Annotated in this window: 10 protein-coding genes; all 10 read left to right on the forward strand. The window is 63.0% G+C overall.

Going from position 1 to position 21,290, the window contains the following annotated elements:
- Positions 1-88 precede the first annotated feature (88 nt).
- The 10 genes from ACYVG8_RS07310 to ACYVG8_RS07355 all read left to right on the forward strand — a co-directional run bounded on the left by ACYVG8_RS07310 (position 89) and on the right by ACYVG8_RS07355 (position 21,278).
- Positions 89-12,883 (forward strand): LysM peptidoglycan-binding domain-containing protein, encoded by a 12,795-nt coding sequence (locus ACYVG8_RS07310; protein ID WP_460745290.1) that lies wholly within the window; start codon positions 89-91, stop codon positions 12,881-12,883.
- Positions 12,884-12,886: 3 nt separating this feature from the next.
- Positions 12,887-13,270 carry a hypothetical protein gene (locus ACYVG8_RS07315; RefSeq protein WP_460745291.1) on the forward strand — a complete coding sequence of 128 codons (384 nt, stop codon included), beginning with the start codon at positions 12,887-12,889 and terminating at the stop codon, positions 13,268-13,270.
- A gap of 1 nt (position 13,271) precedes the next feature.
- The gene (locus ACYVG8_RS07320; protein WP_315385007.1) at positions 13,272-13,544 is read left to right on the forward strand and encodes a hypothetical protein; all 273 of its coding nucleotides are present in this window, start codon (positions 13,272-13,274) and stop codon (positions 13,542-13,544) included.
- A 466-nt stretch (positions 13,545-14,010) separates the two neighbouring features.
- Complete coding sequence (locus tag ACYVG8_RS07325) at positions 14,011-15,585, forward strand: hypothetical protein (protein ID WP_460745292.1); 1,575 nt, start codon at positions 14,011-14,013, stop codon at positions 15,583-15,585.
- 4 nt (positions 15,586-15,589) lie between these two features.
- Positions 15,590-15,877: a hypothetical protein gene (locus tag ACYVG8_RS07330; RefSeq protein WP_159076047.1), complete on the forward strand. Its 288-nt coding sequence runs from the start codon at positions 15,590-15,592 to the stop codon at positions 15,875-15,877.
- A 535-nt stretch (positions 15,878-16,412) separates the two neighbouring features.
- Positions 16,413-16,685, forward strand: coding sequence for a flagellar biosynthetic protein FliQ (locus ACYVG8_RS07335; RefSeq protein WP_107889791.1), 273 nt, complete (start codon positions 16,413-16,415; stop codon positions 16,683-16,685).
- The gene (locus tag ACYVG8_RS07340) at positions 16,613-17,446 is read left to right on the forward strand and encodes a flagellar biosynthetic protein FliR (protein ID WP_159076048.1); all 834 of its coding nucleotides are present in this window, start codon (positions 16,613-16,615) and stop codon (positions 17,444-17,446) included. The genes ACYVG8_RS07335 and ACYVG8_RS07340 overlap by 73 nt, the downstream gene beginning before the upstream one ends.
- Before the next feature lie 15 nt (positions 17,447-17,461).
- Positions 17,462-18,556 (forward strand): EscU/YscU/HrcU family type III secretion system export apparatus switch protein, encoded by a 1,095-nt coding sequence (locus ACYVG8_RS07345; RefSeq protein ID WP_112692575.1) that lies wholly within the window; start codon positions 17,462-17,464, stop codon positions 18,554-18,556.
- On the forward strand, positions 18,544-20,592 hold the full coding sequence (gene flhA, locus ACYVG8_RS07350) for a flagellar biosynthesis protein FlhA (RefSeq protein ID WP_460745293.1): 2,049 nt from the start codon (positions 18,544-18,546) through the stop codon (positions 20,590-20,592). Before ACYVG8_RS07345 ends, flhA begins: the two co-directional genes overlap by 13 nt.
- Entirely contained in the window at positions 20,592-21,278 is a 687-nt protein-coding gene (locus ACYVG8_RS07355) for a flagellar hook-basal body protein (protein WP_460745368.1), read from the forward strand. The genes flhA and ACYVG8_RS07355 overlap by 1 nt, the downstream gene beginning before the upstream one ends.
- The last annotated feature ends 12 nt before the right edge of the window (positions 21,279-21,290 follow it).

Consider the following 21,290-nt stretch of genomic DNA (forward strand, 5'->3'; position numbering starts at 1 on the left):
CCGTACAAAATTAATTTCCGGCCCCCCCTAAATGAATCCTCGTCCGCTGCGGACAACTTCTGCAGAAGACACGGCGGGAGCGTGGCACATGACGGGGATCAGCATCGCGGTGGACACCGGCCGGACAGACAATCTGGCCGGGGCGGGCGGGTTCGGGCAGGGGGGAGAACGGGTACGGGTCGATGCCGCCAGCGGCCGGCTGCAGTTGCGACGACGCGACGACATGCGGGTGTCGGTCGGCCCGGATATCGAACTGCTGCGTTCCTACAACAGTCAGCGCGACGATGGCGACAACTGGCGCTTCGGCTATGCGCGCCGGCTGCATGGCCGGAACGGGACGCTGAATGCTCCCGGCAGCAGCGTGCGCCGGACCGACGAGGATGGTGTCGAGCGGGTGTGGCGCTACGACGCCGGCCGCGCGGCCTACGTCGAGCGCAGTGGCGGCGGTGCCGATGACCTGCTGCGCTTTGATCCGGTCGGCGGCACCGGCGTGTGGACCGATGGCGACAGCCAGCGCGAAGAGCACTACGATGCTGCCGGCCGGTTGCAGGCGGTCCGTGATCCCGACGACCATGCGCTGACCCTTGCCTACGACGATGCCGGCCGGCTGAGTGCCGTGACCGGTGCCAGCGGCGAAACCCTGCACATCGACTATCTGGCCGGCCGCCTGGCCGCCCTGCGCAGTACGGATGCCCGCGGCGAGCACATCGCCATCCGTTATCGGCATGATGCGTCCGGCCGGCTGCAGCAGGTGGAAACCGACCTGACACCGGAGGATGGCCGGACCGACGACGGCCTGGTGTACCTGACCCGCTATGGCTACGACGGCGAGTCGGCACGGCTGGCCAGCATCGACCACAGCGACGGCGGACGGCTGGAGTTCACCCATGTCCGCATCGGCGACGGCTACCGGGTGCAAAGCGTCAGCGACGTGCGCAGCGCCACCGACCGCCGCACCACCAGATTCGATTACGACCTGGCTGCCGGTACCACCAGCGTGACCGACCCGCTCGGCCAGGTCTGCGTGCTGCAGCACGATGCCCACGGCCGCCTGCTCGGCGTCGATAGCGCAGCCGGTTCGCTGCGTTACGAGTTCGACGCGGCGGGGCGCCTGCTGGCCCGCACCGATGCCGCCGGCCACCGTCACGAATACCAGTACGATGCGCGCGGCAACGTCGTGCTGGAACGCGGGCCGGATGGCCGGTGCGTGCGCCGGCGCTTTGGCGAACGCAATGAACTGCTGGCACAGACCATTGCTGCCGACAGCGCCGGGGCGCAGACCACGCGCCACGTCTACGACGACCGGCTGCGGCGGCGCTTCGAGATCAGCGCAGCCGGTCGCGTGACCGAATACCGCTACGATGCCGACGGTCACCCGGTCACGCAGCTGCGTTATCCGGATGCGGTCGCGGCAGCGCTGTCGGCACAGCCGGACGAAGCCGAACTGCGCGACTGGGTGGCGACGCAGGACCCGGCGCGCGTTCGCCGCCGTGACAGCGAGTACGACCTGCGCGGCCAGCTGTCACGACAGATCGATTACGCCCGGCTTGATGCCACCGGGCTTGGCCTCGATGACGGCCGGCAGCAGGTACAACGCTTCGTCCACGATGCCGGGGGCCTGTTGTTGCTGCATGTCGATGCCGGCGGCGGCGAAACCCATTACCAGTACGACGGCCTGCGGCGGCAGACCAGCCGTCGCGACGCGCTCGGCAATCAGAATGTCACCGTCCACACCGGAGCCGACAGCGCGCTGACGCTGGCGAACGGGCTGACCCGGATACAGACCCGGGATCCGTTCGGTCGGGAACTGTCGGAGGTCCTGCGGCAGGATGGGGTCGTCCTTGGCGAAACCCGCTACCACTACGACCGGGCCGGGCGCCTGCGGCGACAGACCGACCCACTCGGCCAGCACAGCCACCTGCTGTATGACGCAGCCGGACGCAAGGTGGCCGACATCGACGCGGCCGGCACGCTGACCGAATACCGTTACGATGCGGTCGGCCGCTGCATCGGTACCCTGCGCTACGCGACTCCGGTGATGGCCGAACAACTGGCGCGGGACGACATCACGCTGGACGAGGTGCGTCCGCTGGCCGGGGTCGGTCGCGACCAGGCCGAGTGGCGGCAGTTCGACGCCGCCGGACGGCTGCAACTGCAGGTCGATGCCCGGGGCGCGGTGACCCGCTGGCAGCATGATGCCGCCGGCCGGGTGGTCGGCATCACTGCCTATTCTCGTGTGCTGGATGCCGCCGCCCTGGCGGCGCTGGCCGCTGCGCCCGAGCTTCCGTTGCCGCCGATGGCGCAGGATGATGAGGCGCGCCATATCCGCCAGTTTCACGACAGCGACGGGCTGCTGCTGGGCCGGCTCGACGGTGAAGGCTTTCTGACCGAATACCACTACGACGGCAGCAGCCAGCTGACCGGCACCACCCGCTACGCGGTACGGACCGATGCCGTGCAGCGGCATGAGGCCAGCCTGGATCAGCTGCGTCCGGCGGTCGATGCGACCGACCAGCACACCCGCGAGCGCTATGACGGCCGGGGCTTGCGTATCGCCCGGCTTGATGCCGAGGGCTATCTGACTGAATACCGTCATGACGAAGCCGGCAGGCTGAGCGACGAGATCCGCCATGCGCACCGGGGAGGGGGCGGTGACGCTGCGTGGCAGGCGCCGGCCAGTCACGACGACCAGCACACCCGCTATCGTTACGACGTACTGGGGCGGCTGATCGTGCAGCGTGACCCGAATGGTCTGATTACCCGGCTGCAGTACGACAGCGAAGGCCGGCTGCAGAGCCGCGAACGCATCGCCGGCGAGCACGACAGTCGCCGCGAATTGCAGCGCCACGACAGCCGGGGCCGGCTGGTTGCCGTGCTCGCCGGTGAGGGCGCCCACGCCCTTGCGGCGCTGGCTGCCGATGCGCCTGCTGCGGAAATCGAAGCGGTCTGGACCCGCTGGGGCACCCGCCACCGCCATGACGACGGTGGTCGCCGCATCGCCACCGTGAGTCCGGACGGCGTCGGTGGCCCGGGACGGCAGACGCTGTACTACTACGATCCGGCCGGACGGCTGACCCACACCATCAATCCGCTGGGCGAAGTCAGCCACAACAGCTATGACGCCTTCGGTCGCCAGATCCGCGTCGTGCGCTATGCCAGCCGGCTTGATGCCGGCGTGCTGGCCGGGCTGCGTGGCGGTGCCAGCCATGACATCGAGGCGCTGGTCCCGGCGCTGTCGCTACCGGTGAATGACAGCACCATCAGCTTCCGCTACGGCACGCATGCCCAGTGGGAGGTACGACGCGACGGACTGGGGCATGCCACCTTCCGCCACTACAACGCCTTTGGTGAATTGAGCCGGCAGCGTGATCCGCAAGGGGAGGGGCGCTGGCTCGACACCGACCATGACTACGACCTGCGCGGGCGGCTGACCTCGACCCGTGCCGATCCTGACGGGCTGAACCGCTTTACCCGGCACGGTTACGATGCCTTTGGCCAGCGCATCGCCGATTTCGATGCCCGTCAGCAAACCGACAGGTACCAGTATGACCGGCTGGGCCGGCGGATTGCCCATCACGATGCGAATGGCCAGCAGCAATGGCGACATGACGCATTCGGCCGCGAGATTGCCCATATCGATGCGGCAGGCCGGATCCGCACCACCCGGCACGACACCGCCGCCGGTACCGTCCTCATCGAACGGCCCGGCGGACTGGGCCGCGAGATGACGACCCGCAACCGCCATGGCGAGCAGGTCCGGCACCTCGACGGGCGCGGGCTGGAAACCGGGTTCGAATATGACCATGACGGCCGGCTGATCCGGGAAACCCGCGATGGCGACATCCGGGCCCGCTACCTCCATGACAGTGCCGGCCAGCGTATCGAAAGCCGTGACGGACGCGGCACGCCGACCCGCTACCACTATGATGCCGCCGGCCGCCTGCAGGGCGAAACAGTCGATCCGGACGGGCTGGCGCTGCAGCGCACCTATCTTCATGACGCACTGGGTCGGCAAGTCCGGACCACCGGGGCGGATGGCGTGGTCAGTACCTCCAGGTACGACCGTAACGGCCGCGTGATTGTGACCGTCGTCGATCCTGGCGAGCTGTCGCTGGTCTCAACCTGGAATTACGACGCGCAGGGGCGCGTGCTGCAGCAGGCGACCGGCCGCGGGGAGGACATCACCACCTACCGTTATGACCTGCTTGGCCGCCTCCTCGAAACCGTGGTCAACCCGCACGGACTGCGATTGCGGACCACGCAGGCCTATGACAAGAACGGCAATCTGCAGGAAAGCACCGACGCACTGGGCCAGCGTACGCTGACCTTCCATGACCGGGCCGGGCGTCTGCAGTGGCGGGTGGCGGCCGACGGCAGCGTTCACGGCTATCAGTACGATGCCAATGGCCGTGAAACGGTCCATACCGCCTACGCCAGCCGGATCGACCTGACCGGTCTGGCGCCGGGCGACAGCGCAGAGCTGAAGGCGCGGCTGCGGCCGGACCCCGATCGCGACCGTCGCTCCCGGCAGTGGCATGACGCACTGGGCCGCCGGACCCATCTTGTCGATGCGTCCGGCTACCTGACCGAGTGGCAATACGACGGCAACCACAATCTTGTCACCGAGACCCGCTTTGCCAATGCCGTCACTCGCGACGGCGCGGCACCGCCGCTTGCCACCCGCAGCGGGCACGACCGGACCGACCGCTACCAGTATGACCGCCACGACCGGCGGGTCGCCCACCGCGATGCCGAACACGGCATGACACGCTGGTGGCACGACGGCAACGGCAATATCACGCGGGTTCGTCACCATCTGCGACCGGCGACCGATGACATGACGGTGGCGGACGATGCCGGCGACCGGATCGAGCACCGGATCCATGATGCAGCCAACCGGCTGGTCTGGCAGCAGGACGGCACCGGGGCGGTCAGCGAGTCACGCTACGACCAGGCCGGCCGCCTGCTGGCCCGGATCCGCTATGCCCATGTGCCGGACACCGGTATCGACAGCGGCGCGCGGCCGGTGGCAGGCCATGGCGACGCCAAACAGACCACCGACTACGACGTCCTGGGCCGGCCGGTCCTGCTGCAGGACGGCAGTGGCAACCCGACCCGCCAGCGCTGGAGTTCGGGCGGTCGCCTGCTGGAAACCGTGCGTGGCCATGATCACGAGGCTTCGACCACCCGGCACGATTACGACAGCGCCGGCCGGCTGGTGGCGGTCACGCGTGGTGCCGGCAGTCCGGCGGAAAGCATTGTCCGCTACAAACTGGATGCGCTTGGCCAGCGTGTGGCCGAGCTGGGCGCCAGCGGCGAACCGCGCTTGCAACGGCGCTTCGACCCGCTGGGGCGCGAATTGAGCCTGATCGATGCGCTGGGCGGCGAGACCCGGCGTGCCTACGATGCCTTCGGCAATACGCTGACCCTTACCGATGCGCGAGGGTACAGCGGCCATTTCCGTTACGACGCCAGCAACCGCGAAGTCCTCCACCTCGACCCGGAAGGCTACGCGACCCGGCGCGAGTACGACGCATTCGGGGCGCTGACCCGGCTGATCCGCCATGCGCGAGCAGTGGTTGACGGCGATGATCCGGTCAGTGATGTCCATGATCAGATCACCGTTATCGAACACGACCGTCGCGGCCGGCAGACCCGGCTGACCGATGCGGCAGGCCACAGTGAGCGACAGGCCCATGACGCGCTGGGCAACAGGATCCTGTTCGTCAACAAACTCGGCGGCCACTATCACTACCGTCATGATGGCGCCGGCCGGGTGGTGGAGGAACAGCAGCCGCTGGTCGGGAAGAATACGAACGGCGAGACGATGCCGGTCACTACCCGCTACCGCTACGACACGCGCGGCAACCTGATCGAACAGATCGACGCCGCCGGTACCGGCGGTCAGCGCAGTACCCGCTTTGCCTACGACGGTGCGGGCCGGCAACTGAGCCGCAGTGGTGACGCGCGCTTGGTTTACGACCTGGACGGCGTGCGGAACGCCTATCAGATACCGACCGAAACCCGCCGCTACGACTCGCGCGGCAATCTGATTGCCATCACCGACTACGGCGGTCGCACCTGCAGTGCCTGGTATGACGTGCTCGACCGCAAGGTCGCGGAACATGATGCGGACGGCTATCTGAGCGAGTGGGAATACAACGACGCCGGCCAGCCACTCTGGCACGCGCGCCATGCCGGGACCGTCGACCTGCCGGCGGACGGGCAGCGACCGGTCCTGCGGATGACCGCCATGCGGCGGGAAACCCGCCACCACTACGATGCACTGAACCGGCGCATTGCCACCCTTGTTCCCGCCCAGCGCATCGGCAGTATCGACGCCGATACCGGCAATTACCGGATCGCCCGCGCCGACCTGATCAGCCGCGTCGACTACGACGCGACCGGTAATATCGTGGGTGAGACCGATGCCCGCGGCAACCGCCTGCAGCGTGACTACGACCGGCGCGGCCACAAGCGACTGGAAATCGATGCCAGCGGCCAGGTGACGGCCTGGCAGTACGACGCCTTTGGCAACGTGACGCGGGAAACCCGCCACGCGACCCTGCAGCCGGTCCGGACCGGCGCCATTGCGGCACTGCCGCCGGTCCATGCCGACGACCGTGTGCGCGAATACGACTACGACGGCATGAACCGGGTGGTCGAGGAACGCGAGCAGAACGTGGCCATCAGCCGCGTCGATGCCGGGGACGGCAGTATCGACGAGCAGCGCACCACGACCCGCACCCGTTACCTCCATAACGGCCTTGGCCAGGTGATCCGGCAGATTGATGCCAGTGGTAGCCAGCAGGACTGGCACTACTGGGCAAACGGCTGGCAGATCAGCCACCAGGACGTGGCGCGACCGGACGAGCAGGGCCGGTTGCGACGACCAGCCACCGACTACCAGTACGACCTCCTGCACCGGCCATACAGCCAGATCCGGCGTGGTGGGGACGAGCACAGCGAAACCGATGACCGCGTCACCCGCTACCGGTACAGCAGCAACGACCAGCTGGAGCGCGAGGACCGCGCCGATGGCAGCACCCATCTCTATGGCTACGACGCCAGCGGTCACCGCAGCTATCACGGCCTGCGGGCGAGTGCGGGTCATGTCGACTGGACCGTGTACCGCAACGACGCCGCCGGTCGGGAAATCGAACGGCACGACCTCGGCAGCGGGCTGCGCCACGACACCCGTTACAACGCCTGGGGCCAGGTCGTGGCGCGACGCATCCGGGTTGGCGACAGCGGCAAGTGGCAGGAATACGCCGAATACGACGGTGCGGGCCGGCTGATCAAGGGCAACCTGGATGACGGCATCAACACCGCCTACGTCCATGACGAAAACGGCAACGTGACGCTGACGCTGCGCTCGGCCACGGTCGATCTGCGTCCGCTGACAATGGAACAGATCCTGGCCCGGCAGGACGTCGAACGGACGATCTCGGTCTACGACGCCAGCAACCGGCTGACCGATCGCTACCAGCCAAAGATGGCACAGGCGCGCGAGCGGATCGTGATCGAACAGTGGCACAGCGTCGTGCCGCAGCAGGGCGGCGGCGTGGTCACGGTCGGTCCGTCAGGCCGGGCAGTGGAGAGGGCGGAGACGAGTCCTCTGGCGTCGGGACAGGTCGTGGTGGTGAGCCGGGGCCCGGCCCAGGCCCGGCTTCAGCTAAAGAACATTCCCGCCAATCCTTACAACAGACAGCCGGGAAGTCACGCGAACATCGCCGACGTCGGGATCGAGCTCCATTCGGATTTCAAGGAACTGGGTGATGGGGCATTCAAGATAGTCATCTCCAACTTTGCCCTGAACAGGCATGTCTCAATTAATGAAAGAGATGAAACTGGTTATGCCACGCCGATACTGGTGGACGGTTTACCCGGGGTCAGGAAACATTATTATCTGCATGCATCTATTCCCATTTATGCCATCGTGAATCATGTGGTCAGGGGGGAGGTCAAATATCATTATATTGTCAGCGTATACAAAACCACCCCGCATGGTGACGTGCGGGTTTTTTCTGAAATCAAAACAGTAACTAATAATCGGCAATTTTTGACGCGCAGTGGCAGCTACGATTATCAATTGAACGGTCAGGCTGGCTATAACCTGATCCTGGCCCAGGCCCAACCGCTCGGTGCTGCTCAGCTGTTGCTGCACTACCGACTGGCAGGTCAGAATCATGGCTGGACCCAGACAGACATGTCACCGCTGTTCTACAACGGGCAGGAGTGGGCCGGCACCTTCGCTTGCGACTGGTCTGCCATTCCGCCGGGTCAGTACGAATTCCACTACCAGGCGCTGGATGATAATGGTCATATCGTCAATTCAGCCTCTGGCCGGATGAAACTGGGGGAGGACGGGGCGACCCTGCAGCAGATCCCGCATACGCTGGGTGGCGCCGGCAGGGCGTTCATGGACAGCGCTGGGGCATTGCACCTGACCGGACTGGGGCGCAACGCCGCCAGTTCCCGTTTGCGCATCAAACCTGCAGGCGGTGACTGGGGGGCGTCACATGAAGTCATGCCGGCGGAAATCGATGCATCTCTGCTGCCAGGCTGGTTCAGCTTTCTGCCCTCCACGGTCGGCGCCACCACTGCCGTCCGCCATGACTACATAATCGAAACCTTCGATGCCGCCGGTACCCCGATCGGCAAGACGGTCGGGCACTTCATTCCCGGCAACGCAGACAGCGTGTCGGCGCTGACAGCCTGGGCCGATCAGCCGCAGATCGTCCATTTCGACAACCAGCCGCTGGCCGGCCGGCACGGCACGCTGCGCTATCGGCTATCGGCCGGCAGCGACTGGCAGCAGGCGACACTGGTCGCAGCCGGGGAAGGCCGTTTCCGCTGGGATGCCACCGATGTCCTGCCAAACCGCGACCGCGACCTGAACGTCGAGTTCGAATACGAAATCCGCAGCGACGAGCAGCGGCTGGTCAACCGCGCGCGTGGTCAGGTCCGGCTCGGCACCGACAACCGGCTGTTGTTGCACACCAGCCTGAACCTTCCGAGCGAGGTCCGCTTCGCCCCGTCGCAGACCGGGGCGGTCAGCATGCAGCTGAACTATGCGCGCAAGGGGGAGACCGAAGAAGCCAGCGTGCAGCTGGCGCGTGACGATGACGGCACTTTCCGCTTCGACGTCAGTGGCCTGATGCCGGACAGCGGTCAGCAGGACTACGCTTACCGCTACGCCCTGTTCGATCATGAAGGCAAGCCACTGCTGACCGCGACCGGAGACCCGCTGTCCGTCCCCGGCACGCTGCGGCTCGGCGCTGGCGAGAATGGCAGCCAGTTGCAGTGGGTCATCACCGGGCTGTCGCGCCGCGATGCGGCCATCCACCGTCGCCAGCACTACGACGCCTTTGGCCAGATCGTCCGCGAGCAGAACGGACTCGGGCGGATCAGCGACCTGGTCCATGATGGCGCCGGCCGCCTGATCGAGAAAACCGACCCCGAAACCAGCGCCACCGGCGAAGACGGCAACACCTATCGACTGCGACCGACCGCCCGTTACTACCATGACGCCCTCGGCAACCCGGTCGGCGTCCGCGACGCCAATGGTCGGCTGAACAGCCAGATCCTGCTGCCCGGCACTGCACTGGTGACGACCGGATTCCGGGCCGACGGCAGCCGGACCGAAGCCGGCTACGACCTGTTCGGCAATCAGCGCTTCCGGGTCGACGGCATCGGGCGGCGCAGCGACTACCACTACGACGCCATGGACCGGCTGCTGCGCGTCGAACGGCCGGAACAGCAGGGCAAGCGTGGCGTCGATCGCCATGAATACGATACCGCCGGCCGGCGCATCGCCGACCTGAGTACGCCGGATGGCGAAACCGTTCATCGCGCCAGCACCGAATACGACAGCCTGGGCCGGGTCACCCGCACCGTCAGCGCAGCCGGTCGCGACATCCGTTACCACTACCAGTGGGTGGCCGACATCGCGGATGGGCGCGGCGGCTGGCGCACCACCCGCACCGATCCCAATGGCCGTACCCTGATCGACGACCGCGATCCGTTCGGCCGCCCGGTCCGTCACGTCGACCTTGGCGGGCGCCAGTTCGACTACCGTTACGACCACGCCGGTCAGTTGGCCGTGCAAAGCGGCAGCAGCGGCCAGGACATCCGCTACCAGTATTACGGTAACGGCAACCTGAAAAGCATCGACGACCACGCCGTCGGCAGTCACACGCTGTATGAGTACGACGCCGAGGGCAACAAGACCTTCGAAGGCTATACCACGCTGGACAGCGCGGGCCAGCGCCTGTTCCATCAGTACTCGGAAATCGAATACGACGAACTGAACCGGCCGGTGCGCATCCACGACCCGCGCTTCGACATCCGCTATCAGTATGATCCGGTCGGCAACCGCCGCCGCGTGCACAGCTACTACCACGACGGCATCGACGGCACCCGCCGTCATCAGGACTACTGGTATCGCTATGATGCGCTGAACCGCTTCGTCATCAGCAAAGGCAGCCTGCAGGAGGGGGCGGTCGAGACCGGGCGCTACGGCGTCGCCGTGCTGTACAACGGGGCCGGCGAACGGGTTGCTGCCCGCTATGGCCGCGACCAGCATCAGGAGCACTACCGCTACGACGCCAACGGCCACCTGACCGACACCGACATCGATGGTGTCCTGCGCAGCCGGCGGCACAACGACCTGCTTGGCCGTGCACTCAATTACACCGAGTACGCCGCCAACGGTGTCGTCAGCAGTGAGGCCGAGTCCGACTATGACGCCGACCATCTGCTAACGCAGCAGACCGTCGATGGCAAGTCGACCTGGTTCGAGCGACTGGCCGACGGCACGCTGAGCCGGACGTATCGCATCGATGGCGACACCACCATCGACACCTGGTATGGCTACGAATGGTGGGATAGCGCCAAGCCGTCGACACTGACCAGCCAGCCATACAACAACAAAGCCCCGGGCTGGAAAGCCGGCGTCTCGCACTACCGCTACAACCAGAATGGCCACATGCTGGAAGCGCGCGACGAAGCAGGCCAGCGCCATTTCCGCTACACCAGCAACGCCCAGGGCCTGGTACTGCAGCGCGACGAGATCAGCGAAAACCGCCTCAACCTGCGCCACGACTACTACTACCTGGATGGCCAGCGCATCGGCGACGTCGGCAATGACGGCGACCCGCGCATTGACTACGCCCAGGCGCTGGCGCAGGACCGCACACAGAGCCGCAAGCAGCGCTACCGGCAGTGGCGGCCCATCAACTCGGCCGATTTCGACCAGAACTACGAACCGGTCGGCCCGCATTACCCGGCCCGTGCGCCGGACAGCATCACCGTGCAGTCCGGCGACACCCTGCAGACGCTGGCTCGCCGGCTGTGGGGCGACCGCAGCCTGTGGTACTTGCTGGCCGATGCCAACAACCTGAGCGGCAGCGAAACCCTGGTCGCCGGACAGCGGCTGAACGTGCCGAACAAGATCGGCAACCTGCACAACACCAGCGAGACCGTTCGCGTGTACCAGCCGGGCGAAGCCATTGGCGACACCGATCCGACGCTGCCGGATGCACCGCCGCCACCGCGTATTGAAGGAGGGAGCAGTGGTGGCAGCAGTGGTGGCTGCGGCGTCATGGGCAAGGCGCTGATCATCATAGTTGCCGTGGTGGCGACTGTGTTCACCGCTGGTGCAGCGGCGGTGGCAATGGGCGCAGTCGCTTCAGGCATGGGGGTAATGGCAGCAGGCGCCGCCGCCCTGACCGGTGGCCTGAGTGCCGGTATCGGACTCAGCGCCGGCCTGATCGCGGCAGCCGCAATCGGAGGTGCAGCAGGCTCGCTGGCCGGTCAGGGCGTGGCCATGGCCAGCGGCCAGCAAAAGCGGTTCAACTGGGGCCAGGTCGGCGTATCGGCACTGAGTGCCGGCGCCGGCTCAGCCATTACCGGGGGGCCGTTCGGGCAGATGGTTGGGGCGGCCGCTGGAGAATGGGCCGCCATCGCCGCCAGTGCCATGGCCGGCAGTGCGCTGACCCAGAGCGCCTCAAGCGTACTGGGCATTGGTCACTTCAACTGGACCGCCGTCGCAGCAGCCGGTGCGGGCGCCATGCTTGGCCACAGCGTCGGCAAGGGCCTGCATGCCGCAGGACTCCGGCAGCCGTTGCTGAGCGGCACCCTCAAGAGCATGGCCTCGGGCGGAGCCCAGTCCCTTGTTCATGGCGTGCGGCCGAACTGGGGCCGGATCGCGGCGGAATCGTTCGGCAACAACGTCGGCCATCAGGTGGTGGGTTCGGCCGTCGAACGGGACCGGGAACAACAGCAACAGCGGCAGCCACAAGCGATCCGGCGGGAAGTGGCCGGCCAGAACGACGCCGTCGGCTATCGGGACGATGGCGGACGGCAGGCACGAGCGGAAACCGCCTGGCGCCAGCAGGAGCGCAGGCGGCAGACGGCCATTGCCGAGGTGCAGTCGCTGGAGCGGGGGGCGGACGTCTCGCTGAATGGCGAAGCGATGCTGGATGAGATTGTGGTGACGGCATCGCGGCTGCCTCCGGGCGACGAACCGGGAGCCATGCAGCGAGCGCGGGATGCCTACAGCGAAGCGCTGAAGGATGCATTGATTGGCACAGGACAGATCCTGTCGGATCAAATGTATTTCATGGCATCCAGAGCCAGTGGCGGGCTGATAGACGACCGGGGCGCAGCCGCACGCAATGTGGAACTGGTACGCGGCACGATGGGTGCCATCGCGGGGATTCCACGGCAGTTTGCTGTCGGAATGTACTATCTGGCTCATCCCGGTGAACTGAATGCGGAGCAGATCGGCCGGGCGATGGGCGGGGCAGCGGCTGGGTATGTGGGGGGGCGTTGGCTATGCTGGTGGAGGAGAAGGTGGCCCGAGCGCTACGATTTTTAATATTTGCGCAGCCCAAGCGAGTTAATGGGGATTGAGCCATTTTCTCAGGAACTGCTTGCTGCGGTTGGTAATAAACGCTCCTTAATTATTGCTATGCCAGGCTCGGATGATTTGCGAATGCTGGATTATTTTGGTGCTGAAGCTTCTGTGGGTGGTATTAATAATACAAGTATTATTGTACGACAGAGTCCAAGTAAAGTTGCTGTTCTCGAGGAATTTTTGCACGGAACTCAATCTCGACTTGGAGTGATTGATCGCTTAGGTACTAGCGGTTTTGGGAGCGCTGAGACGCATGTCAAAGACTTTATGATTCGGCATCAGAAAATGCTTGGGCTGAGTGCCGATGATGTTCGCATTCTTCAAATGCTAAGAGATAAAGGACTTTAAAATGGAAAAAGAGTATGTGATTAAAAATGTTTTCCGATTGTCTAATGGCATAAGTGTTATAGCATGCGAAGGACGTTTCACCAGCTTGCTGGAGGGACATCGAGCTAAATTGATGGTTGGAAAAAATATTCGTCAAATAATTACTCTTATTGGCTCGCGTGAAATTATTAATTGGACTGAGCACAAAAATCAGAGTGCAATTGAAACATATGATTCAATTTTATTGACTGTTGAGGAAGCTCAAAGTGGACAATGGAGCATTGTTATCGATTAAGTATTTGTTTTGTCTTTGCCTTATTGAGGTAATAAATGAAATTTATTAATTAATCGCCACTTTATAAAATGATTAGAATTACAGGCCCTGCGCACAATTTTCTAGGGCTGGAGTTATCTGAAGAACTGGTGGACGGCACTCCCGTAATGGAAAATTTAGATGCGTCAGGAGAGTCGAATTCACGATTGAATTCAGAGGAAATAGTCGCCTATGTCACGAGATGAGTTGATGTGGCATTCGAAAAAATTGGTAAAAAATTTCATGTTAAAAACAATAGATATCTTCAGACGCCCCGCCAGCAAGTGTTTACGAAAATTTAGCTATTGAGATTTTCTTAAATATTTAAGCGCTGCAAATTAACTGTGGCTATTAATAATTAATGCTCGGATGAGTACGTCACTGCCATTCAGTGTTAGTAGCTTAATTTATTAAAAAACTCGGCTGTGCTGTTGGTCAGGGCGTGGCCATGGCCAGTGGCCAGCAAAAGCGGTTCGACTGGGGCCAGGTCGGCGTATCGGCACTGAGTGCCGGCGCCGGCTCAGCCATTACCGGGGGGCCGTTCGGGCAGATGGTGGGGGCGGCCGCTGGAGAATGGGCCGCCATCGCCGCCAGTGCCATGGCCGGCAGTGCGCTGACCCAGAGCGCCTCAAGCGTACTGGGCATTGGTCACTTCAACTGGACCGCCGTCGCTGCAGCCGGTGCGGGTGCGGTGCTTGGCCACAGCGTCGGCAAGGGCCTGCATGCCGCAGGACTCCGGCAGCCGTTGCTGAGCGGCACCCTCAAGAGCATGGCCTCGGGCGGAGCCCAGTCCCTTGTTCATGGCGTGCGGCCGAACTGGGGCCGGATCGCGGCGGAATCGTTCGGCAACAACGTCGGCCATCAAGTGGTGGGTTCGGCCGTCGAACGGGACCGGGAACAACAGCAACAGCGGCAGCCACAAGCGATCCTGCGGGAAGTGGCCGGCCAGAACGACGCCGTCGGCTATCGGGACGATGGAGGACTGCAGGCGCGAGCGGAAACCGCCTGGCGCCAGCAGGAGCGCAGGCGGCAGACGGCGATTGCCGAGGTGCAGTCGCTGGAGCGGGGGGCGGACGTCTCGCTGAATGGCGAAGCGATGCTGGATGAGATCGTGGTGACGGCATCGCGGCTGCCTCCGGGCGACGAACCGGGAGCCATGCAGCGAGCGCGGGATGCCTACAGCGAAGCGCTGAAGGATGCATTGATTGGCACAGGACAGATCCTGTCGGATCAAATGTATTTCATGGCATCCAGAGCCAGTGGCGGGCTGATAGACGACCGGGGCGCAGCCGCACGCAATGTGGAACTGGTACGCGGCACGATGGGTGCCATCGCGGGGATTCCACGGCAGTTTGCTGTCGGAATGTACTATCTGGCTCACCCCGGTGAACTGAATGCGGAGCAGATCGGCCGGGCAATGGGTGGGGCTGCGGCCGGGTCTGTGGGAGGGCGGGTTGTAGCTGGGTTGAGGGGGAAGGGGGCCGTTGGCTATGCTGGTGGGGTCGGGGAGCCAAGCACTGAAGTCAGGGCGTTAACTGCTGCTGAGCGCTCCGCAAATTACCAAGGGGTTGCTCCGTATAAAGGTGTGGACAGGTTACGCAATATCCAACTTAATGAAGGAAAGCGTGTTGCTCACGTGACATTCCGTGAAGATGGTCGTCCGATTTCGGAGTACTTCACGACTGAAAGTGCGATCCGACGGGCAACCTTGCCTGATGGCTCCATAGATGCGAATCGACTGAATCAGGGATTGCAGATTTATGCAGGAAAAGATCCAATTTCCGGCTTGCAGCGTTCAGATTTCAAGTCAGTTGTTCAATTTTTTGAAACAACTGATATCATTTTAGCAGGGCAAGTGGCCTTTGGGCGAGCAACCGCCAATCCGGTGCTGAACCCAGGAGGCTATCCAGCGTTGCCGCAACTATTCATCAACGAGGAATTTCATCAATTTCTGAGGCCGCTTGAGTTTCAGCGGATGACAAATACAAGTACACCGTTTTATTTGTGGCCACGCGAAAGGTAATATTATGAGTAAAATTAAAATTTATGACGATGCACCTTCAGGGGTGTCACTGCATGCACATTTGGAGGTTGTCGTTGACTATCTGCTAGCCAATGGAAATTCTTTGGCGCATGCGTATCGATGGGGGAGTAATCGTGATGGATATTTCTGCCACGTTTCGAACCCCATAAATTTTGATGAGTTGATAGCAGTGTTTGAATTTCCTCCAACCATCATTTTGGGAAAGGAGCAGAATGTTATCTATTGTCAGAAAACGGGCTGCCTGATTCAGACTATCAAAAACGTTGTTTGATCTATTTGGGTACCCGCCGATACGAAGTCACCATACTGTGCAACGGTGCCATGGCCGGCAGTGCGCTGACCCAGAGCGCCTCAAGCGTACTGGGCATCGGTCACTTCAACTGGACCGCCGTCGCTGCAGCCGGTGCGGGTGCGGTGCTTGGCCACAGCGTCGGCAAGGGTATGCATGCCGCAGGACTCCGGCAGCTCATTGCTGAGTGGCACCCTCAATAGCATGGCCTCGGGCGGAACCCAGTCACTTCTTCATGGCCTGCGGCCGAACAGGGGCCGGATCGCGGCGAAACCTTTCGACAACAACGCTGGCCGTCAGGGTTTCCGCTGCAGCCCAATCGAATGGCGGGGAAATGGCGGCGGCCTTGTCATGCCCGACAGAACTGGCGCGTCGGCCTGCTCTCCGGCGCATGCCGGCTGACAGCAGAGACGCCCCATTCACAATTTTTTTGAAAAATAGGATTCCTCTGATGGAAATTGGTTTGCACACAGCCGATGATGGTGACAACTGAGATTCTGACCGGCAGGCAAACAGAATGACCGACGAAATGGCTTTGCGACTGGGTACCCAGATGCTGTGGCATGCGTTATTGCTGGCAGGCCCGGTTCTGCTGGCTACGGTTGGAGTGGGTGTTGCCGTCAGCCTGGTTCAGGTCATTACCCAGATACAGGATGCATCATTGGCCTTTGTGCCGAAAATCCTCGCGGTCGCCGCCGTGATATGGCTGATGGGGCCATGGATGCTGAAAACACTGCTTGCCTATGCAACAACCCTGATCGGCCAGATTCCTTTGCTGTTTCACATCTAGCCGTGCCGGAGGGGCTGGCCTGGCTGTATACGGTGTTTTTGTTGTCACTCAGACTGGCACCGGTTCTGTTTCTTACGCCGCTATTGGGGGTTGGCGTTGTACCGGGGGCAGTAAAGAGTTTGCTGGTTATCGGTTTGTCCGGGCTTGTGGCCGGTCAGGTTTCTCCATGGATATCCGCGCCTTCCGGCATGGTGCTGGTTGTTTTTCAGGCGGGATCGGCCTTGCTGTCAGGTTGCTTGCTGGCATATGGAATTCAGGTGGCGTTTGCTGCGTTATCCCTTGCCGGGCGAGTGATGGATACACAAATGGGATTTGGTCTGGCGGGTGTGCTTAATCCACTTGCACGACAGTCCACGGCATTGAGTGGCTGGTTATTGACTCTGCTGGCAGTAGCGTATCTGCATGCTACCGGCGGTCAATATGTATTGCTGCGTTTTTTTGTGCTGCTACTGGTGGATTTCCCGCTGGGGAGCGCGGTGCCTCATGCATCGCTGCTGGCAGCAGTCAAACAGTCCGGGCTGGTTTTCGCGCTGGGCGTTGCTTTGGCGGCACCCGTCATGATCGGATTGTTTTTGCTGGATGTGGGTATGGCGCTGATTTCTCGCTCGATGCCGCAATTCAACGCGTTTCTGGTGTCGATTCCCGTAAAGGTGGCGGCCGGGTTGTTGTTTCTTGCCGTGCTGCTGCCGCAACTGGGGCGTTTTTTCGAGCGCTGGTTCACGTCCATCCTGCATTACTGGTCGATGTGGCCGCATGACTGAACCGCAGGCACAAGGATGCAGGAACAGGACCGGTCGGAAGAAGCCACACCGCACAAGCGGCGTGAGGCGCGCAAGCAGGGCACGGTGGCGTGGAGCCCGGATGTTTATGCTGCTGCCGCCGTCGGGACGCTGCTTGCGATCCTGGTGATGGGTGGTGCCTTCCTGCATGCGGATCTGGCGGCGCTGTGGCGGGAAATGTGGTTGCCGGGTCGGGCTGAAGCCAGCGGGCCGCAGCAACTTGCCGCATGGAGTGCTGCCGTCGCCTGGCGTGCCGTGCTGGTACTGGCGCCGCTCTGGATCGCGTTATTGCTCGTCAGTCTTGCTGCCGGGATGTTGCAGGTCGGCATGAAATGGACGGCGGCGCCACTGAAGCCGGATTTCAGTCGGCTGAGCCCCGCTAATGGCTTCAAACGCTTGTTCAACCGCCGCGTGTTGTTCGAGGCAGGCAAGTCGGTGGTCAGGTTTCTGGTTTTTTCGGCAGTGTTGTATCACGCGCTGTCGACGTTGCTGCCGGGCTGGCTGCCATTGCCGGTCATGGCAGCGGACAGGGCGGGCAAGGAGGCGGGGGCAGGACTGATTCTGGTGCTGCAACGCCTGTTTCTGGCGATGCTCGTATTTGCCATCGTCGATTGGGGGTGGGTCCGTCGTTCCGTCATGAGCAAATTGCGCATGTCGAAAAGAGAATTGCGCGAGGAAATCAAACGGCGAGATGGCGACCCGCGAATCAAATCCAGGTTGCGCGAAATCAGGCTGCTATTCATGAACAAGATCCGTTCCGTCTCACGCGTCAAGGACGCGGATGTCCTGCTGGTCAACCCCCAGCATCTGGCACTGGCCATCCGCTACAAGAAGGACGAAATGGCAGTGCCATTGCTGCTGGCCAAGGGTGAGGGTGAGCTGGCGGAAAGGATGAAGGAAATTGCGCACCATCATCAGGTGCCGATCATGGAAAACCGGGTACTGGCGCAAAAACTCTACAAGGATGCCGAGGCGGGTCAGGATATTCCGGACCAGCATTTCGAGGGCGTGGCCAAGGCCCTGATATGGGCATTCCGGATCAAGGCTGGCAATGTGCCGGTCCCGGGCATGCGTCAACGATGGACAAGCTAGTCCGCCTGCTCGGGAACAGCCCGGACGTGTGGATCGTCATGCTGACGGTCGGCATCCTGTGTGTGCTGTTCGCGCCGATTCCCTCCTGGCTGCTGGATGGCTTGCTGCTGCTCAACCTGAGTCTGGCGCTGTTTGTGCTGCTGCTGACCTTCCATGTGGGAAAGCCGGTCGAGTTTTCCACCTTCCCCTCGGTATTGCTGATCGCGACACTGTTCCGGCTGGCGCTGAATGTGGCGGCTACCCGGCTGATCCTGGCTGATGGCGAGGCTGGCCGCGTGATTGCCGCCATCGGTGCCTATGTGGTCGGGGGCAATTATGTGATCGGCATCATCGTGTTCCTGATTCTGGTCGTCGTGCAGTACGTGGTCGTGACCAGTGGTGCCCAGCGTGTGGCCGAAGTGGCGGCGCGCTTCACGCTGGACAGCATGCCGGGTCAGCAGATGAGCATCGATGCGGACCTGAACATGGGCTTTATCGATCAGGAGACCGCGCAGCGCCGGCGCAAGACGATAGAGCAGGAAGCGGGCTTCTATGGCGCGATGGACGGGGCAAGCAAGTTCGTCAAGGGGGATGCCATTGCCGGCATCGTCATCATGCTGATCAATCTGGTCGGGGGCTTTGCCATCGGCGTTGCCCAGCATGGGCTGTCATGGCAGGCGTCACTGCAGACCTATTCCCTGCTGACCATCGGTGACGGCATCGTCACCCAGGTTCCGGCGCTGGTGATTGCCGTGGGGACCGGCATCATCATCACCCGTTCGTCATCCGACGACCGGCTGAGCCGGGAAGTGGCGACCCAGTTCTCGGCCTATCCGGACATCATGATCATGGTGGGGGTTGCCTTGCTGCTGCTGGCCTGGCTGCCGGGCTTCCCCGGGACGCTGACCTGCCTGCTGGCCCTGACGCTGCTGGGGCTGGCGCTGTGCCTGAAGCGCATCCGGACGGGGACTGCGCCGGTCCCCGCAGAGACAGCGGTGACCCGGCCGGCGGAGGCCGATGCGCTGTACGACGCCATGCAGGTTGACACGCTGTCTGTCGGGCTGGGGGCGGATCTGGTGCCGCTGATGGGCGAGAACGGCGCGCTGCTGCTGGAGCGCATCGGTCTGCTGCGCCGGCAACTGGCACTGGATCTGGGGCTGATACTGCCTGCCGTTCGCGTCAGCGATGACAGAAGCCTGTCCGGCACCGGCTACCGGATCGTCCTGTGTGGCAGCAGGGTGGGAGAAGGGCGGCTGAGGGTCGGCAAATGGCTGGCCATTCACCCCGGTGGCGACCGGCCTGCGCTGGAGGGAGAGGCAACGACGGATCCGGCCTATCGCCTGCCGGCATTCTGGATCGACGATGCACAGCGGGAACGGGCAAGAGGGCTCAACTACACAGTAGTGGATGCAGCCACGGTGTTCATGACCCACTTTACCGAGCTGGTCCGGCGCTACGCCGCAGAACTGCTGACCCGTGAAGAAACCGAACGGCTGCTGGAGCATGTCCGCCAGTCACAGCCGGCGCTGGTCAACGAACTGCTGCCGACCGTGCTGTCTGCAGGAGACGTGCAGCGGGTATTGCAGTCTCTGCTGCGGGAGAAGGTCTCGATCCGGCCGCTGCCGCTGATTCTTGAGGTACTGGCCGATGCGGCGCGGGACAACCGTGATGTGGATGCACTGACGGCCAGGGTACGGCAGCGGCTTGGCAATGCGATCTGTGAGGGACTGCTTGATCCGGATGGCACGCTGAATGTCATGACGCTTGATGTCGCGGTTGAGCAGACGCTGTACGACGGCCTGCGGCAGGTGGAGGACGGGCAGGCAGGGGCGATTTCGCTGGACCCGCGTTTTGCTGAACGGCTGATCCAGCAACTGATCGGCCAGTCCGAACGCATGGCGGGGTCGAACCGGATGCCGGTGCTGCTGTGTGCGCCGGAGTGCCGGGTCCAGGTTCGCCGGCTGGTGGAACGGATGCTTCCCCACCTGCATGTACTGGCGATGACCGAGGTGCCGTCGGGGGTGAATCTGAAATCGTTTGCTGTTGTGTCGTGCTGATGGAGATCGACATGGATGAGTTGGGCAGCGTGTTGCTGGCGGCCATGCGGGCCGACATGGATCGGGTCGGTGCCATTGCGCACAACGTGGCCAATGTCTCGACCGCCGGTTTCAAGCGGGTATTCAGCATGGCTGGCGGCTCCGGGGAACCGTTGCTGCAGCCGGACCGGCGCCAGGGCGCATTGAGTCGGACCGGTTCGCCGCTGGATGTGGCGATGGAGGGGCGCGGCTTCCTGGCTGTCGAGGGACAAGCCCTGCTGAGTCGGGGCGGTATGTTGCAGCGCGACGACCAGGGACGGCTGGTTTTTGCCGGTTCCGGGCTGCCGGTCGCCGGGGAAGAAGGGGCACTGCTGCTGCAGGCGGGCGCATTCCGGATTGACGCTTCGGGCGCGCTTTTTCAGGGGGAACGCCGGGTCGGGCGGCTCCGGCAGGTACAGCCTGCGCCTGACACGCGGCTGGAAGCGGTCGGCAATGGGCTGTACCGGTTTCACTGCGGGGTGGATGAGGTGGGCCATGAGGGACAAGGGCGGTTCCGGCAGGGATTTCTGGAAATGTCGAACGTGAATGCCAGCACCGAAATGGTGGCGCTGGTCGCGACGACCCGGCATTTCGAGTCCCTGCAAAAAGTGCTGCACGGGCTGGATGCCCTGCATGACCGGACCCTGCGCACACTGGGCGAATTCTGAACGGAGCGTTTC

This window comes from Microvirgula curvata, assembly GCF_054781615.1.

Excerpts from the sequence above, each read along its gene's own strand:
- ACYVG8_RS07335 (WP_107889791.1), top strand. The coding sequence starts at position 16,413 with ATGACCGACGAAATGGCTTTGCGACTGGGTACCCAGATGCTGTGGCAT.
- ACYVG8_RS07345 (WP_112692575.1), top strand. The coding sequence starts at position 17,462 with ATGCAGGAACAGGACCGGTCGGAAGAAGCCACACCGCACAAGCGGCGT.
- ACYVG8_RS07340 (WP_159076048.1), top strand. The coding sequence starts at position 16,613 with ATGGATGCTGAAAACACTGCTTGCCTATGCAACAACCCTGATCGGCCA.
- ACYVG8_RS07325 (WP_460745292.1), top strand. The coding sequence starts at position 14,011 with ATGGCCAGTGGCCAGCAAAAGCGGTTCGACTGGGGCCAGGTCGGCGTA.
- ACYVG8_RS07310 (WP_460745290.1), top strand. The coding sequence starts at position 89 with ATGACGGGGATCAGCATCGCGGTGGACACCGGCCGGACAGACAATCTG.
- flhA (WP_460745293.1), top strand. The coding sequence starts at position 18,544 with ATGGACAAGCTAGTCCGCCTGCTCGGGAACAGCCCGGACGTGTGGATC.
- ACYVG8_RS07355 (WP_460745368.1), top strand. The coding sequence starts at position 20,592 with ATGGAGATCGACATGGATGAGTTGGGCAGCGTGTTGCTGGCGGCCATG.
- ACYVG8_RS07330 (WP_159076047.1), top strand. The coding sequence starts at position 15,590 with ATGAGTAAAATTAAAATTTATGACGATGCACCTTCAGGGGTGTCACTG.
- ACYVG8_RS07320 (WP_315385007.1), top strand. The coding sequence starts at position 13,272 with ATGGAAAAAGAGTATGTGATTAAAAATGTTTTCCGATTGTCTAATGGC.